The 15,192-nt window shown below is 59.2% G+C and carries 16 protein-coding genes (1 of these 16 only partly in view); 11 read left to right on the forward strand and 5 right to left on the reverse strand.

The genetic code is table 11. The annotated features are described in order from the left end of the window. A protein-coding gene (locus AC1DVF_RS20830) for a CaiB/BaiF CoA transferase family protein (protein ID WP_186620411.1) crosses the window boundary here: on the reverse strand, nucleotides 1-1,015 show its 5' portion. It extends 206 nt beyond the left edge of the window; the window shows 1,015 of its 1,221 coding nt (coding positions 1-1,015); its start codon is at nucleotides 1,013-1,015; its stop codon lies off the left edge, out of view. 13 nt (nucleotides 1,016-1,028) lie between these two features. Further along, nucleotides 1,029-2,210, reverse strand: coding sequence for an acyl-CoA dehydrogenase (locus AC1DVF_RS20835; RefSeq protein ID WP_007953903.1), 1,182 nt, complete (start codon nucleotides 2,208-2,210; stop codon nucleotides 1,029-1,031). A gap of 157 nt (nucleotides 2,211-2,367) precedes the next feature. Here AC1DVF_RS20835 and AC1DVF_RS20840 point away from each other — a divergent pair, with 157 nt between their 5' ends. The 11 genes from AC1DVF_RS20840 to AC1DVF_RS20890 all read left to right on the forward strand — a co-directional run bounded on the left by AC1DVF_RS20840 (nucleotide 2,368) and on the right by AC1DVF_RS20890 (nucleotide 12,505). After that, on the forward strand, nucleotides 2,368-3,267 hold the full coding sequence (locus AC1DVF_RS20840) for a LysR family transcriptional regulator (protein ID WP_116254150.1): 900 nt from the start codon (nucleotides 2,368-2,370) through the stop codon (nucleotides 3,265-3,267). 434 nt (nucleotides 3,268-3,701) lie between these two features. Beyond that, entirely contained in the window at nucleotides 3,702-4,823 is a 1,122-nt protein-coding gene (locus tag AC1DVF_RS20845) for a Re/Si-specific NAD(P)(+) transhydrogenase subunit alpha (protein WP_477783077.1), read from the forward strand. A 15-nt stretch (nucleotides 4,824-4,838) separates the two neighbouring features. Then, nucleotides 4,839-5,159 carry an NAD(P) transhydrogenase subunit alpha part 2 gene (locus AC1DVF_RS20850; protein WP_003187417.1) on the forward strand — a complete coding sequence of 107 codons (321 nt, stop codon included), beginning with the start codon at nucleotides 4,839-4,841 and terminating at the stop codon, nucleotides 5,157-5,159. Then, a complete protein-coding gene (locus tag AC1DVF_RS20855; protein ID WP_093429468.1) occupies nucleotides 5,159-6,592 on the forward strand; it encodes an NAD(P)(+) transhydrogenase (Re/Si-specific) subunit beta in 1,434 nt (477 codons plus the stop codon). Before AC1DVF_RS20850 ends, AC1DVF_RS20855 begins: the two co-directional genes overlap by 1 nt. A gap of 214 nt (nucleotides 6,593-6,806) precedes the next feature. After that, nucleotides 6,807-8,300, forward strand: coding sequence for an acetyl-CoA hydrolase/transferase family protein (locus tag AC1DVF_RS20860; RefSeq protein ID WP_477783078.1), 1,494 nt, complete (start codon nucleotides 6,807-6,809; stop codon nucleotides 8,298-8,300). Nucleotides 8,301-8,621: 321 nt separating this feature from the next. Further along, nucleotides 8,622-8,837, forward strand: a complete 216-nt coding sequence (locus tag AC1DVF_RS20865; RefSeq protein ID WP_007911656.1) for a DUF1127 domain-containing protein — start codon at nucleotides 8,622-8,624, stop codon at nucleotides 8,835-8,837. A gap of 258 nt (nucleotides 8,838-9,095) precedes the next feature. Continuing rightward, on the forward strand, nucleotides 9,096-9,305 hold the full coding sequence (locus tag AC1DVF_RS20870; RefSeq protein WP_460130480.1) for a DUF1127 domain-containing protein: 210 nt from the start codon (nucleotides 9,096-9,098) through the stop codon (nucleotides 9,303-9,305). Nucleotides 9,306-9,440: 135 nt separating this feature from the next. Continuing rightward, on the forward strand, nucleotides 9,441-9,758 hold the full coding sequence (locus AC1DVF_RS20875; protein WP_460089403.1) for a DUF2388 domain-containing protein: 318 nt from the start codon (nucleotides 9,441-9,443) through the stop codon (nucleotides 9,756-9,758). 107 nt (nucleotides 9,759-9,865) lie between these two features. Then, nucleotides 9,866-10,183 (forward strand): DUF2388 domain-containing protein, encoded by a 318-nt coding sequence (locus AC1DVF_RS20880; protein WP_093429472.1) that lies wholly within the window; start codon nucleotides 9,866-9,868, stop codon nucleotides 10,181-10,183. Nucleotides 10,184-10,226: 43 nt separating this feature from the next. After that, nucleotides 10,227-10,547 (forward strand): DUF2388 domain-containing protein, encoded by a 321-nt coding sequence (locus AC1DVF_RS20885; RefSeq protein WP_007911662.1) that lies wholly within the window; start codon nucleotides 10,227-10,229, stop codon nucleotides 10,545-10,547. Beyond that, nucleotides 10,544-12,505 carry a DUF7844 domain-containing protein gene (locus AC1DVF_RS20890; RefSeq protein WP_477783079.1) on the forward strand — a complete coding sequence of 654 codons (1,962 nt, stop codon included), beginning with the start codon at nucleotides 10,544-10,546 and terminating at the stop codon, nucleotides 12,503-12,505. The genes AC1DVF_RS20885 and AC1DVF_RS20890 overlap by 4 nt, the downstream gene beginning before the upstream one ends. A gap of 47 nt (nucleotides 12,506-12,552) precedes the next feature. On the opposite strand, the gene AC1DVF_RS20895 is transcribed toward AC1DVF_RS20890, so the two are convergent. From AC1DVF_RS20895 to trpB, 3 genes are all read right to left on the reverse strand, one after another. Next, complete coding sequence (locus tag AC1DVF_RS20895; protein WP_477783080.1) at nucleotides 12,553-13,008, reverse strand: anti-virulence regulator CigR family protein; 456 nt, start codon at nucleotides 13,006-13,008, stop codon at nucleotides 12,553-12,555. A gap of 122 nt (nucleotides 13,009-13,130) precedes the next feature. Beyond that, complete coding sequence (gene trpA, locus AC1DVF_RS20900) at nucleotides 13,131-13,943, reverse strand: tryptophan synthase subunit alpha (protein ID WP_116254153.1); 813 nt, start codon at nucleotides 13,941-13,943, stop codon at nucleotides 13,131-13,133. Continuing rightward, nucleotides 13,943-15,175: a tryptophan synthase subunit beta gene (gene trpB / locus AC1DVF_RS20905; protein ID WP_186620386.1), complete on the reverse strand. Its 1,233-nt coding sequence runs from the start codon at nucleotides 15,173-15,175 to the stop codon at nucleotides 13,943-13,945. Before trpB ends, trpA begins: the two co-directional genes overlap by 1 nt. Nucleotides 15,176-15,192: the final 17 nt, after the last annotated feature.

The raw sequence follows: 15,192 nt of genomic DNA on the forward strand, positions 1-15,192 counted from the left end.
TGACCTGAGGGTCCTCAAACACTTGCGACAAATCATTGATTGGCCCGCACGGCACGCCCGCCTGCTCCAGCTGAGCAACCCACTCGGCAGTCGTCTTGAACACGGTTGCCTGACGAATCAAAGGAATCAGCTCCGCGCGATTCGCCACCCGCAACTTATTGGTCGCGAAACGCGGATCATCCGCCCACTGCGGCTGCCCCGCCACTTCGGCAAACTTGCGGAACTGCCCGTCATTACCCACGGTGAGGATGAAATCACCATCGGCCGTAGGAAAATCCTGATAAGGCACGATGTTCGGATGCGCATTGCCCAAGCGCTTCGGTGCGTTGCCCGTTGTCAGGTAGTTCATCGCCTGGTTAGCCAGACACGCCACCTGGACATCCAGCAATGCCATGTCGATGTGCTGCCCGCCACCGTCGTGATCGCGATGAGCCAGCGCAGCCAGAATGGCTACCGTCGAATACAGACCGGTGAGAATATCCGTCAGCGCCACACCAACTTTCACCGGACCGGCACCCTCATCACCCTCAGGACGTCCGGTCAGACTCATCAGCCCACCCAGCCCCTGAATCATGAAGTCATAGCCGGCGCGCTTGGCATACGGCCCGGTCTGGCCGAATCCGGTAATCGAGCAATAGATCAGGTCCGGATTGATCGCTTTCAGCGATTCGTAGTCCAGCCCATACGCCGCCAGACCACCGACCTTGAAATTCTCAATGAGGATGTCCGACTTCGCCGCTAGCTCGCGCACCAGCTTCTGACCCTCGGGCCGCGTGAAATCGATGGTTACCGATTGCTTGTTGCGGTTGGCCGACAGGTAATAAGCCGCCTCCGACGTATTCTCGCCATAAGCGTCTTTAAGGAAGGGTGGCCCCCAGGCGCGCGTATCATCACCATTGCCCGGGCGCTCGACCTTGATCACTTCGGCGCCAAGGTCGGCGAGGATCTGCCCGGCCCACGGTCCGGCCAATACTCGCGATAAATCCAGTACCCGCAGATGCGACAGCGCGCCCATGGTCGCTCTCCTGTTAATAGAACGCCTGCAGACCGGTTTGCGCACGCCCGAGGATCAGCGCGTGAACGTCATGAGTACCTTCATAGGTATTCACCACTTCCAGGTTGACCAGATGACGGGCCACGCCGAATTCGTCAGAGATGCCGTTACCACCCAACATGTCGCGCGCCATACGGGCAATGTCCAGCGACTTGCCGCAGGAGTTACGCTTCATGATCGAAGTGATTTCGACCGCAGCAGTGCCTTCATCTTTCATACGCCCCAACCGCAGGCAGCCTTGCAGGGCCAAGGTGATTTCGGTCTGCATGTCTGCCAGTTTTTTCTGGATCAACTGAGTGGCAGCCAATGGGCGACCAAACTGCTGGCGATCGAGGGTGTACTGACGAGCGGTGTGCCAGCAGAACTCGGCAGCGCCCAGTGCGCCCCAAGAAATGCCGTAACGCGCCGAGTTGAGGCAGGTGAACGGACCTTTCAGGCCACGCACGTCCGGGAAGATGTTCTCTTCCGGCACAAACACGTTATCCATAACGATTTCACCAGTGATCGACGCACGCAGGCCGACCTTGCCGTGAATCGCCGGAGCACTAAGGCCTTTCCAGCCTTTTTCCAGGACGAAGCCACGAATGTCACCGGCATCGTCTTTGGCCCAGACCACGAACACATCGGCGATCGGGCTGTTGGTGATCCACATTTTCGCGCCGGTCAGGCTGTAGCCGCCGTCGACCTTACGTGCACGAGTGATCATCGCGCCAGGGTCGGAACCGTGGTTGGGTTCGGTCAGACCGAAGCAGCCGATCCATTCGCCGGAAGCCAGCTTCGGCAGGTACTTCTGCTTTTGCGCTTCAGTACCGAATTCGTTGATCGGCACCATCACCAGCGACGACTGCACGCTCATCATCGAGCGGTAGCCTGAGTCGACACGCTCGACTTCACGAGCAATCAGACCGTAGCTGACATAGTTCAGACCGCTGCCGCCGTACTGTTCAGGGATGGTCGCGCCCAACAGACCGACTTCGCCCATCTCGCGGAAGATCGCCGGGTCGGTTTTCTCATGACGGAAGGCTTCAAGAACACGCGGCGCGAGGCTCTGTTGAGCAAACTGCTCGGCGGTGTCGCGGATCATGCGCTCTTCTTCAGTGAGCTGTTGATCCAGCAGCAGGGGATCAATCCAGTTGAAGCTAGCTTTACCGCCCATGAGTCTGTCCTCGCAAATCGGTGAATTAACGTGGCATTGATCCTAGGCGCGGTTCGCCGTCGCGGCAAACGAGGATTTCGCATTCTGTTGTGCTAATTTCTCACTCCGAAACGTCGCGGAATGCCTTTTATGCGGCGCATTAGTGAGGTTGACGTACATGCGCAGGAAGATCCCCAGCACCACCGCCCTGATCAGTTTCGAAGCTGCCGCGCGCCACGAGAGCTTTACCCGCGCTGCCGAAGAACTTTCCCTGACTCAAGGCGCCATTTGCCGACAAATAGCCAGCCTTGAGGAGTTCCTCAGTGTGGAACTATTCCGACGCTCGCGGCGCGGGGTGAAGCTGACCGAGGCGGGGCTTTCCTACAGCCGCCGAGTCGCGACGCAACTAGATGCAGTCGAACGCGACACGCTGTCCGTGATGGGCCAGCAAGGCACCAACGTAATCGAACTGGCGGTGGTGCCGACCTTTGGCACGCAATGGCTGCTGCCACGTCTGAAGGATTTCCAGCACAAGCATCCGGAAGTCACGGTCAACCTGACCAACCGCACCCGGCCCTTTCTGTTTGCCGATACCGAATTCGATGCGGCGATCTACTTCGGTGATGCCGATTGGTCCGGTACCGAATCCCACAGGCTGATGGGCGAGAATCCGATGCCGGTGTGCAGCCCGGCCCTACTCGGCAACAAGACGCTTCTGACAGCCGCAGCCATCGCCGAACTGCCGCTGCTGCAGCAGACTACCCGACCTTACGCTTGGCGCCAGTGGTTCAACTCGCAACAGCTGAATATCCCGCGCGACATGACAGGCCCGCGCTACGAGCTATTCTCCATGCTCGCCCAAGCGGCCATGCACGACATGGGCATCGCGCTGATTCCACCGTTCTTGATTCAGCGTGAGCTGGCCGAGAAACGCCTGGTAATTGCAAACCCGCAGGCGCTTTCCAGTATCAAGGCCTACTACCTGATGATTCCTGAGCGAAAGGTCGAATCAGCGTCATTAAAGGCATTTCGTGACTGGCTGGTAACTCAGGCACAGAGCTACAGCCTAGAAGGGTAAAGGCTTACAACGTTACCTAACCCCGTAGTCAGGAAAACAAAAGCCCTACAGATATAAGTATTTGTCGCAATTCAACAGACTGTATCCGAAAGTCGTACAGACGTCCCACAAGCGGCTGAAGACGTGGCTTTGAGCCTTCATCAGCGACGCATTAGTGCCTATTCACGTCACCGATGAGAAATTTTTCCATATTCGGCCAGAATCCTTACAAGGCACGGCCTGCAAGGGATTCGGCTGGCCATCTGCGACATTCGGTCACGGGATGACTTGTAGTTAATTTTCCGTCACCCGTCATAATCCCTTGAAGGGCATAAAGTTCGCCTGCAAAATGCCGCGCCCCGCCCTGATTTGGCGGGATCGTGCTGATCGGCCGCCCCAGTCGCACCATCCGTAGTGCATGGGTTTACTCAATAAGATCACGCAGGAGATTTGACGTGCACATTGGTGTTCCTCTCGAAACCCAGACCGGTGAAACACGGGTTGCTGCAACCCCGGAAACCATTAAAAAGCTGATCAGCCAAGGTCATAAGGTCACTGTGCAAACCGGCGCCGGCGTTAAAGCCAGCGTTGTCGACAGTGCCTATGAAGCGGCAGGCGCAACCATTGGCAGTGCCAATGACGCGTTTGGCGCCGAGCTGATTCTCAAAGTGGTCGCGCCAAGCGATGCCGAACTGACGCTGATCAAGCGCGGTACGGTGTTGGTCGGCATGCTCAATCCGTTCAACAACGAAACCATCGCAAAGATGGTCGAGTGCGGCATTACCGCGTTCGCCCTCGAAGCGGCGCCGCGCACCTCGCGCGCGCAGAGTCTCGATGTGTTGTCGTCGCAGGCGAACATTGCCGGCTATAAGGCTGTGTTGCTGGCCGCTCATTACTATCCGCGCTTCATGCCGATGCTGATGACCGCTGCGGGCACCGTGAAAGCGGCGCGCGTGCTGATTCTCGGCGCCGGTGTGGCCGGGTTGCAGGCGATTGCTACGGCGAAGCGTCTGGGTGCGGTGATCGAAGCGTCCGACGTGCGTCCGGCGGTAAAAGAGCAGATCGAATCCCTCGGCGCGAAGTTCGTCGACGTACCTTACGAGACCGATGAAGAGCGTGAATGCGCCGTCGGTGTCGGCGGTTACGCGCGACCAATGCCGGCGAGCTGGATGCAGCGTCAGGCCCAGGCTGTGCACGAACGCGCCAAGCAGGCTGACATCGTCATCACCACCGCGCTGATTCCGGGCCGAAAGGCACCGACGCTGTTGAGCGCGGAGACCGTAGCGCAGATGAAACCGGGTTCGGTGGTCATCGATCTCGCGGCAGCTCAGGGCGGCAACTGCCCATTGACCGTGGCCGATCAGGTCGTGGTCGAAAATGGCGTGACCATTTGCGGCCCGACCAATCTCGCCGGTGAAGTCGCTGCAGACGCCTCGGCACTGTATGCGCGCAACCTGCTGGACTTCCTCAAACTGGTCTTCACCAAAGAAGGCCAGTTCGACGTCAACCTCGAAGACGACATCGTCGCCGCGTGCCTGATGTGCCGCGACGGCCAAGTCATCCGCAAAAACGCCTAAGCAGGGATTCAGACGATGGAAGAGCTTATCTCCCCCGGTATCTACAACCTGATCATCTTCGTGCTGGCGATTTATGTCGGTTACCACGTGGTCTGGAACGTTACACCTGCGCTGCACACACCTTTGATGGCGGTAACCAACGCCATCTCGGCGATCGTGATCGTCGGCGCCATGCTTGCCGCTGCGCTGACCGTCACGCCGCTGGGCAAAACCATGGGTACCCTTGCTGTGGCGCTGGCTGCGGTCAACGTGTTCGGTGGCTTCCTGGTCACCCGCCGCATGCTTGAGATGTTCAAGAAGAAAGCCCCGAAAGTAAAAGAAGAGGCGCCGAAGTAATGAGCATGAATCTCGTCACGACGCTCTACCTGATCGCGTCGATCTGCTTTATCCAGGCCCTCAAAGGCCTGTCGCACCCGACTACCTCGCGGCGCGGCAATCTGTTCGGCATGCTCGGCATGGCGTTGGCCATCCTGACCACCGTCGGCCTTATCTATAAGTTGGGTGCTGAGCTGGCCACGGCTGGCATCGGTTACGTGATCGTCGGCCTGCTGGTCGGCGGCACCGCCGGTTCGATCATGGCCAAGCGCGTTGAAATGACCAAGATGCCGGAACTGGTCGCCTTCATGCACAGCATGATCGGCCTCGCGGCAGTGTTCATTGCCATCGCCGCTGTGGTGGAGCCGCAATCGCTGGGCATCGTCAAGCAACTGGGCGACTCGATTCCAGCGGGCAACCGTCTGGAGCTGTTCCTCGGCGCTGCGATCGGTGCGATCACCTTCTCCGGTTCGGTGATTGCGTTCGGCAAGCTGTCGGGCAAATACAAGTTCCGTCTGTTCCAGGGCGCCCCGGTACAGTTCGTTGGTCAGCACAAGCTGAACGCCGTGCTGGGCCTGGCGACGCTGGCACTGGGCCTGACCTTCATGTTCACCGGCAACCTCACTGCGTTCGCGCTGATGCTAGCGCTGGCGTTTGTGATGGGCGTGCTGATCATCATCCCGATTGGCGGCGCCGACATGCCGGTCGTGGTGTCGATGCTCAACAGCTACTCGGGCTGGGCGGCGGCGGGTATCGGCTTCTCGCTGAACAACTCGATGCTGATCATTGCCGGTTCCCTGGTGGGTTCGAGCGGTGCGATCCTGTCGTACATCATGTGCAAGGCGATGAACCGTTCCTTCTTTAATGTACTGCTCGGCGGTTTCGGCAACACGGCAGACGCAGGTCCTGCCGGTGCGAAAGAAGCACGTCCGGTGAAATCCGGTTCGGCTGACGACGCGACCTTCCTGCTGACCAACGCCGACACCGTGATTATCGTCCCGGGCTACGGTCTGGCAGTGGCACGTGCGCAACATGCGCTGAAAGAGCTGACCGAGAAGCTGACCCACCGTGGCGTGACTGTGAAGTACGCGATCCACCCCGTGGCGGGCCGTATGCCGGGGCACATGAACGTTCTGCTCGCCGAGGCCGAAGTGCCTTACGACCAGGTGTTCGAGATGGAGGACATCAACTCCGAGTTCGGTCAGGCCGACGTGGTGCTGGTGCTCGGCGCGAACGACGTGGTTAACCCKGCCGCAAAGAACGATCCGAAATCGCCGATTGCCGGCATGCCGATTCTCGAAGCGTTCAAAGCCAAGACCATCATCGTCAACAAGCGCTCGATGGCCAGCGGCTATGCCGGCCTGGACAACGAGCTGTTCTATCTGGACAAAACCATGATGGTCTTCGGCGACGCGAAGAAAGTCATCGAAGACATGGTCAAAGCGGTCGAGTAATTCCCCGCTGCAATACCGAACGCCCCGACTTGTCGGGGCGTTTTTGTTTGCGCAAACAGTCGGACAATTTGCCGCGTTGTTGCAGATCCAGTAACGGTGTTTTACTTCAAACCCGCTAAATAGACGCCTCGTTTGCGACCTTGGTAGCGGGACAGGCGCTCGTCAAATTCACTAGACTGCGCATCCTGCTACTCGCTTCCCGAGATAATAATCCATGTACCGTGACCGTATTCGCCTGCCTTCGTTGTTGGATAAAGTGATGAGCGCCGCCGACGCAGCCGCTTTGATTGAGGACGGCATGACCGTCGGCATGAGCGGATTTACTCGTGCTGGCGAAGCCAAAGCCGTCCCTCATGCACTGGCCGAGCGCGCCAAGGTCACGCCGCTGAAGATCAGCCTGATGACCGGCGCCAGCCTGGGCAACGACCTCGACAAGCAACTGACCGAAGCCGGCGTGCTGTCGCGGCGGATGCCGTTCCAGGTCGACAGCACCTTGCGCAAGGCAATCAATGCCGGCCAGGTAATGTTCATTGATCAGCACCTGTCGGAAACCGTCGAGCAGCTACGCAACCAGCAACTGAAGCTGCCGGACATCGCGGTCATCGAAGCTGTGGCCATCACCGAGCAAGGCCACATCGTGCCGACCACCTCGGTGGGCAACTCGGCGAGCTTCGCAATTTTCGCCAAACAGGTGATTGTCGAGATCAACCTGGCGCACAACGCCAACCTCGAAGGCCTGCATGACATCTATATCCCGACCTATCGCCCGACGCGCACGCCGATCCCGCTGGTAAAAGTCGACGACCGCATCGGCAGCACGGCGATTCCGATTCCGCCGGAAAAAATCGTCGCCATCGTGATCACCCAGCAGGCGGACTCGCCGTCTACCGTGTCGTCGCCGGACGTCGACACCAACGCCATTGCCGATCACCTGATCACCTTCTTCAAGCAGGAAGTCGACGCCGGGCGCATGACCAACAAGCTCGGCCCGTTGCAGGCAGGGATCGGCAACATTGCCAACGCGGTGATGTTCGGTCTGATCGATTCGCCGTTTGAAGACCTGACCATGTACTCCGAAGTACTACAGGATTCGACCTTCGACCTGATCGACGCCGGCAAGCTGAGCTTCGCTTCGGGCAGCTCGATCACCCTGTCGGAGCGCCGCAACAGCGACGTGTTCGGTAACCTGGAGAAGTACAAGGACAAACTGGTACTACGTCCGCAGGAGATCTCCAACCACCCGGAAGTGGTGCGCCGCCTAGGCATCATCGGGATCAACACGGCGCTGGAGTTCGACATTTACGGCAACGTCAACTCCACCCACGTTTGCGGCACGCGGATGATGAACGGCATCGGCGGTTCCGGCGACTTCGCGCGTAACGCGCATCTGGCGGTGTTCGTGACCAAGTCGATCGCCAAGGGCGGGGCGATTTCCAGCGTGGTGCCGATGGTCAGCCACGTCGACCACACAGAGCACGATGTCGACATTCTGGTGACCGAAGTGGGTCTGGCCGATTTACGCGGCTTGGCGCCGCGGGAACGTGCACGTGTGATCATCGATAACTGTGTGCACCCGGACTTCCGTCAAGCGCTGAATGATTACTTCACGAAGGCCTGTGCAATCGGTGGCCATACCCCACACATTTTGCGTGAAGCGTTGAGCTGGCATATGAACCTGGAAGAAACCGGGCGCATGCTTGCGGTGTAATCCACTCAGATAAACCGTTGGCGCAAACACAGTTTGCGTCAGCGGATTGTTGCAATCTTCAATGCTGACAAAAACTGTACTGCTGTACTGGTCTTTTCCTACAGCTTTTGCCTACCTTTTTCCTCGAATCGAGCAAAAACGCACCACTTAAGTGCGGACAGGTACAGTTTGCTCAATTTTGACCCGTACACCCCCTATAAACAGTTAACTGGTCACTCACAATACAGTTGAACTGTATCTAGAGAGACTTGGCAAACGAGAGGATCATGGGCACCAGTCAAACCACTACCTGATCCCGCCACAAGCGGAAGGATGTCAACCATGGAACGTACACTCAGTTCCGAACTGTTCTTCGAAGACAAAGCTGTAAACACCCAGGCTTCCCTGCCTCTGCGCGTTATCGCCAACCTGATGTTGTGGCAGCGCCGCATCTCCAGCCGCCATCAACTGGCTCGCCTGGATTCGCGTTTGCTGGCTGACGCCGGTATCAGCGAAGCACAACGCTACGAAGAGCTGAGCAAGCCGTTCTGGCGCTAAGTAGCGTCGCTGGCTCTGGTCATTAGACCCACCGCCAGCAACCCGAATTGAACAAACGAAACCCGTCGTGGGAAACCACGACGGGTTTCGTCGTTTTGGGGAGTTTTAAATCCCTATACAGCTAGCTTTATCGCTGACAGGTACAGTTCATTATAATCACCACCTGGACCAGTACAATTTGCTTCTGCTGTATCTGCCTCTTCCTCTGTCACAGGCTCAACATGACCTTCCGCCTTCACCGGTAATAAGGAATACGTCATGAATGACTTACGGGATGTTTCAAGAAACTTCAGCCATTCCTACCCTCGCCCCAATGCTCTGCGTCGCCTGATTCGCGGGCTTCTGGACAGCCTGGAGCGCGCCAGAACAAGGCGCCTGCTCTCTCAACTCGACGGTCGGGATCTCGCCGATCTTGGCCTCAGCCATGCTGATCGACTGAGTGAACTGCATAAACCGTTCTGGCGCTAGCATTTTGCCCACTGTGCGAACCTCGCAAAGCAAGCCTAATATCCACGCAGAACGTGGCGAATGCTGTGTCACTGGCGTCTGACTCCTCAGATCCCGAGCCACCTCTCAATACGGTTTATCCATAGGAGTTACACCATGTCCCGTCTTCGTCTGATCAGTGCTGCCGCCCTGCTGGCCGTGGCTGCCAACGCCAGCGCCACCAGCTTCATCGTGACCACCGACGCTGTTGTCGGTGCACTGAAATCCTCGTCCGACGCCACCTCCGACGTTTCCTCGTCGTTCCGTGATGACAAAATCGTCCTCGCCGCCCGTGACGACGCTGCCAGCTTCGTGGCCAGCGAAGGCGAAATCCGTGGTGTGAAACTGGAAAGCGCGCTGGATCACATCCGTCATCAGGCCCCACAGCTACAAGCTACCGACGCACAGTTGGCTCAAGCCATCCTGACGATCTAAGCGCGTGACACCGTTCGGGACACGCCGGTCGTGTCCCGATGTTTCGGCGCTGGCTCTGGCCCGGGCATTGCGCTAGCCTTTGGGCTCACCAAAAATTACCGAGTCCGATGCGCTTTCTTCCAAATCTACTGATTCCCTCCGTATTGTTCACCGCCTGCTGGGCGACATCGGTCGATGCCTTTGATGCTTTCAATGCGTCGACGCAAGGCACCGTCGTCAGTGGTTACGCCACCAGCATGGTGTCTTCCGCCCCATTCGACCGTAAACTGCTGCTCGCGGCCCACGATGATGCCGCAGCTTTTGTTGCCAGTGACGGTGAATGGCGTGGTGCTCGACTGGAATCCGCGCTGCATTACCTGCGCAAAACCCGGCCGAAACTTCATGTCAGCGACCTTGAACTGGCAGAGGCAATTCTCGTCCAATAGTTATCCTGTACCCCTGTTATCCTTGCCCTTCCGGAGTCGTTCCATGCGTAGCCCGCTGATTGCTGCCGCCCTTGGCCTGTTTTTGTTGGCCGACGTGGCCCAGGCGCACACCCTGGTAGCCACCAGTAACATCATCGTTCGTGCCTCCCAGCGCACTATCGATTTCACTTCCGACACCACCACGTCGATCCGCGATTCGAAAATCATCCGCGAAGCACACGATGATGCCGCCAGTTTCGTCGCCACTAACGGTGATATCCGTGGCGCGCATCTGGAAGCCGCGCTCAACACCCTGCGCACCCGTGTGCCGGAAGCGCGCGACGCCAGCGATCAGGTTCTCGCCGAAGCCATCCTCGCACTGTGAAGTCACTCGGCACCTGGCTGCTGGCCGGGGCGTTGTTGCTGCTTGGCAACAGCGCCCACGCCGGCCTGCAATTGCGGCTCAAGACCGACGGTCTGAGCCCCGCCCAACAACAGGCCAGCCAGGCGCTGATCGATGAGGCGATGCAGAAGCTGCCGCCGAGCTTTATCGAGCGGCTGGATCGGCGCATCGATGTCGGCTGGACCGACGACATGCCCGCCAACGCTTACGGCCAGGCCACGCTCGTTGCCGAACTCGATCTGAATCGCAAACTGCTGGCCAGCCTCACTGACGGCAGTGCAGCCAAAGAAAAAACCAATCGCCCCCACGGCACTGTGCGCCAGGAATTGCTCGCCACGGTGTTGCACGAAATTACCCACATTTACGATCGCGCGCGCTTGTGGCCGGACGCCGAGCGCACGCTAATCCAGCGCTGCACCCGCCGCTTCAACAGCGCCGGGCTGATCGGCATTCCCGATGAGTGTCGCGGGCAGAACGGGCGGCGTTTCACCCTCAGTGATGACCCACGCCTGCTCGATCTCGCCGGTTGGCAGCAATACGTCGGTCGTCGGGGTGAGCGTGAACAGCACAACCGCCAGATCGCCCGCAGCCCGGACCTGTACGAAATCTCCAGCCCGAAGGAGTTTGTCGCGGTCAACATGGAGTATTTCCTCCTCGACCCGAGCTATGCCTGCCGTCGCCCGGCGCTGTATCGCTATTACCAGCAGCACTTCGGCTGGGCACCGCCGGCCAAGGACACCTGCAGCAAGACCTTCTCCTTTTTGAATGCCGGTAACGACTTCGCCAAGCAACCCTTGGGGCAAGTTGATCCGGAACGGGTTTACGCCGTCGATTACCTGTTGGCCGAAGCCAATCAGAACTGGGTCAGCCGCTGGGGCCACAGCATGTTGCGTCTGGTGATTTGCGCGCCGGGCCGCCCGCGTGGGCCGGATTGCCGGCTCGATCTGGACCAGCATCTGGTGTTGTCCTACCGCGCCTTTGTCGGTGATGTACAGCTGTCGAGCTGGGACGGACTGGTCGGCAAATACCCGTCGCGCCTGTTCGTGCTGCCGCTCGCGCAGGTCATCGACGAATACACCAAGACCGAACTGCGCAGCCTTGCTTCCGTGCCGCTGAACCTGTCACGGGACGAGATCGAAGGCGTGGTCGAACACGCCGCCGAAATGCACTGGAGCTACGACGGCAACTACTTCTTCCTCTCCAACAACTGCGCGGTAGAAGGCCTGAAGCTGTTGCGCAGCGGCAGTAACAACAACCAGTTCGTGGGTCTGGACAGCATCATGCCCAACGGTTTGCTGGAAGTGATGAAGGGCCGTGGTCTGGCGGACACCAGTGTGCTGGATGATCCGAAAGAAGCCCTACGCCTGGGTTACCGCTTCGACTCGTTCCGCGATCGCTATCAGGCCATGTTCGATGTGCTTAAGAAGCAATTGCCGATCAAACAGAACACCGTCGAGGAATGGCTTTCGCTGACAGCCGAAGAACGCCGTGAGTGGTTCGAACGCGCCGACTTGCGTACCAGCGCCGCCCTGCTGCTGTTGGAGCAGGCGAGTTATCGACGCCAGTTGTTGCTGGCTCAGGATGAGGTCAAGCAACGCTACCTCGGCGCGCGGGAGCTGGAAAACGGCGGCATGGACAAGGCCAACGCGACCTTGCAGGAAATCCTCGCCAACAGCGGGTTCCTCAGTCGTCCGGCGGAATTGCTCGATTCCAAGGGTTACGGATTGCCGCAGCCGACCGAGTTCAGTCGACTCGAAGCGGAGAGCAGTCAGCGGCAGAAGAAGCTGTTGGCACTGTCCGGAGATCTGGATGCAGAAGTGCGTAAGTTGCTGGAGCCGAAGCGGGCCGCCGAAATTGCGGCCAGTGAGGAGAACGTGAAGCAGATCGGCGCGCATCTGCGCAAACTGCACAAGGCCTCCGGCGGACTGGAGCTGCCCTGAAAAAAAGACCGCAGCCAATGGCTGCGGTCTTTTTTATTGCCTGCAGATCAATACAAAACGCCATCGAGAATTTCGTAGACGATCCCGGTGCCCACCGCGATCAGCACGATATCACCCCCCGCCCGGCGCCATTCGTAACCCGGGTACACCGGCAGACGACCTAACGCCCGATTATCCAGACGCTCGCCGTAATAGCCGTGCGGCAACGGCCGGCCACGCTCCAGATGAATCCCCGGAGGCGGCGGCGCACCGCGTACAAAGTAGCCATGGTTATCGCGAATGGTCTGGCGCACCGGGCCGAAGTCGTGCGGCGGCGGGCCGCCACGGTGATCGTTTGGCGGGCCACGATGATCATCGCGATGATCATTACCATGGTTGTTGTATTGGCCCTGCTGTGGGCCGCCGTGGTCGTGATCATCGCGCGGGTCGGCACTGGCCAGCAGCGGCGTCGCGCTGATCATCAGCACGCCCAGTCCGGCAATCAGACGTTTCGGCATTTTCATCGGGTCTTTCCTCACGGCACAAACAGCAAAAAGGGATTCAGAACGTGGTTCTGAATCCCTCGGTCTTGCTGGATTAGTCTGTGCCGCGAGGCGCTAATTCCTCTGTATCAGGAACTTTACCTTCAGCTGACGCGGGCCTTACGCACGCCTTCGGAGAGAGCCGAGCACAGGCTCAGCACGCCGTCGATGGCCTGGTCGGGTGTGGTCGCGTTGGCGATGTGATCGATCAATGCCGAACCCACCACCACACCGTCGGCCAGACGCGCGATGGACGCCGCTTGCTCCGGCGTGCGGATGCCGAAACCGATGCTGATCGGCAGGTCGGTATGGCGACGCAGACGGGTCACCGCCTCTTCAACGTGCTCCAGCGTCGCCGCGCCGGCACCGGTCACACCGGCGACCGACACGTAGTAAACGAAACCGGAACTGCCATTAAGCACCTTCGGCAGACGCGCATCGTCGGTGGTCGGCGTGGTCAGGCGGATGAAGTCCAGACCCGCAGCCTGCGCCGGGTCGCACAGCTCGGCGTTGTGCTCAGGCGGCATGTCGACCACGATCAGGCCATCGACGCCAGCCTCTTTCGCATCGGCGATGAAGCGCTCAACGCCATACATGTGGATCGGGTTGAAGTAGCCCATCAGCACCAGCGGCGTATCACTGTTGCCTTCACGGAACTCGCGAACCATTTGCAGGGTTTTCATCAGGTTCTGCTTGGCGCCCAAGGCACGGATGTTCGCCAGTTGAATCGCCGGGCCGTCGGCCATCGGGTCGGTGAACGGCATGCCCAGCTCGATCACGTCGGCGCCAGCACCCGGCAAGCCTTTGAGGATCGCCAGCGAGGTGTCGTAGTCCGGGTCACCGGCGGTGACGAAGGTCACCAGCGCAGCGCGGTTCTGTTCTTTGAGATCGGCAAAACGGGTTTGCAGGCGGCTCATCAGTGTTTCTCCTGCTTAGACTGTTCCATATGGTGCATGACGGTCTGCATGTCTTTGTCACCACGGCCGGAAAGGTTGACCACCATCAGGTGATCCTTCGGCAAGTTCGGTGCGCGCTTGAACACTTCAGCCAAGGCGTGGGCGCTTTCCAGGGCAGGAATGATCCCTTCCAGGCGGCAGCATTTGTGGAACGCATCCAGCGCTTCGTCGTCGGTCACCGAGGTGTACTGAACGCGGCCGATGTCATGCAACCACGCGTGTTCAGGACCAATGCCTGGGTAATCGAGGCCGGCGGAAATCGAGTGAGCGTCGATGATCTGGCCGTCGTCGTCCTGCAGCAGGAAGGTACGGTTGCCGTGCAACACACCCGGAACGCCGCCATTCAGGCTCGCCGCATGCTTGCCGGTTTCAATGCCGTAACCGGCGGCTTCAACACCGATGATTTCAACGCTCTTGTCGTCGAGGAACGGGTGGAACAGGCCCATCGCGTTGGAACCGCCACCGATGCACGCTACCAGGCTGTCCGGCAGACGACCTTCCTGAGCCTGCAACTGATCACGGGTTTCCTTGCCGATGACGGCCTGGAAGTCGCGAACCATTGCTGGGTATGGATGTGGGCCGGCCACGGTGCCGATCAGGTAGAACGTGTTGTCGACGTTGGTCACCCAGTCACGCAGGGCTTCGTTCATCGCGTCTTTAAGGGTGCCGGTGCCGGCCACGACCGGAATTACTTCAGCGCCCAACAGCTTCATGCGGAAGACGTTGGCCTGCTGACGTTCGATGTCAGTGGTGCCCATGTAGATCACGCAGTCCAGACCGAAACGTGCAGCGACGGTAGCCGTGGCCACGCCGTGCATGCCGGCGCCGGTCTCGGCGATGATGCGTTTCTTGCCCATGCGCCGCGCCAGCAGGATCTGGCCGATGCAGTTGTTGATCTTGTGCGCGCCGGTGTGGTTCAGCTCTTCGCGCTTGAGATAAATCTTCGCGCCGCCGCAGAACTCGGTCAGGCGTTCGGCGAAATACAGCGGGCTAGGACGTCCGACGTAGTCGCGCTGGAAGTAGGCCAACTCTTCTTTGAACGCCGGATCTTCCTTGGCCGCTTCGTATTCACGAGCCAGATCGAGGATCAGCGGCATCAGGGTTTCCGCCACGTAGCGGCCACCGAACGAACCGAACAGGCCGTTGGCGTCAGGGCCGTTACGCAGATCAGAGGTGTTCGAAGTCTGGGTCATGAGTCGCTCCAGGTGAA

The organism is Pseudomonas sp. P4_D7 (assembly GCF_056401755.1).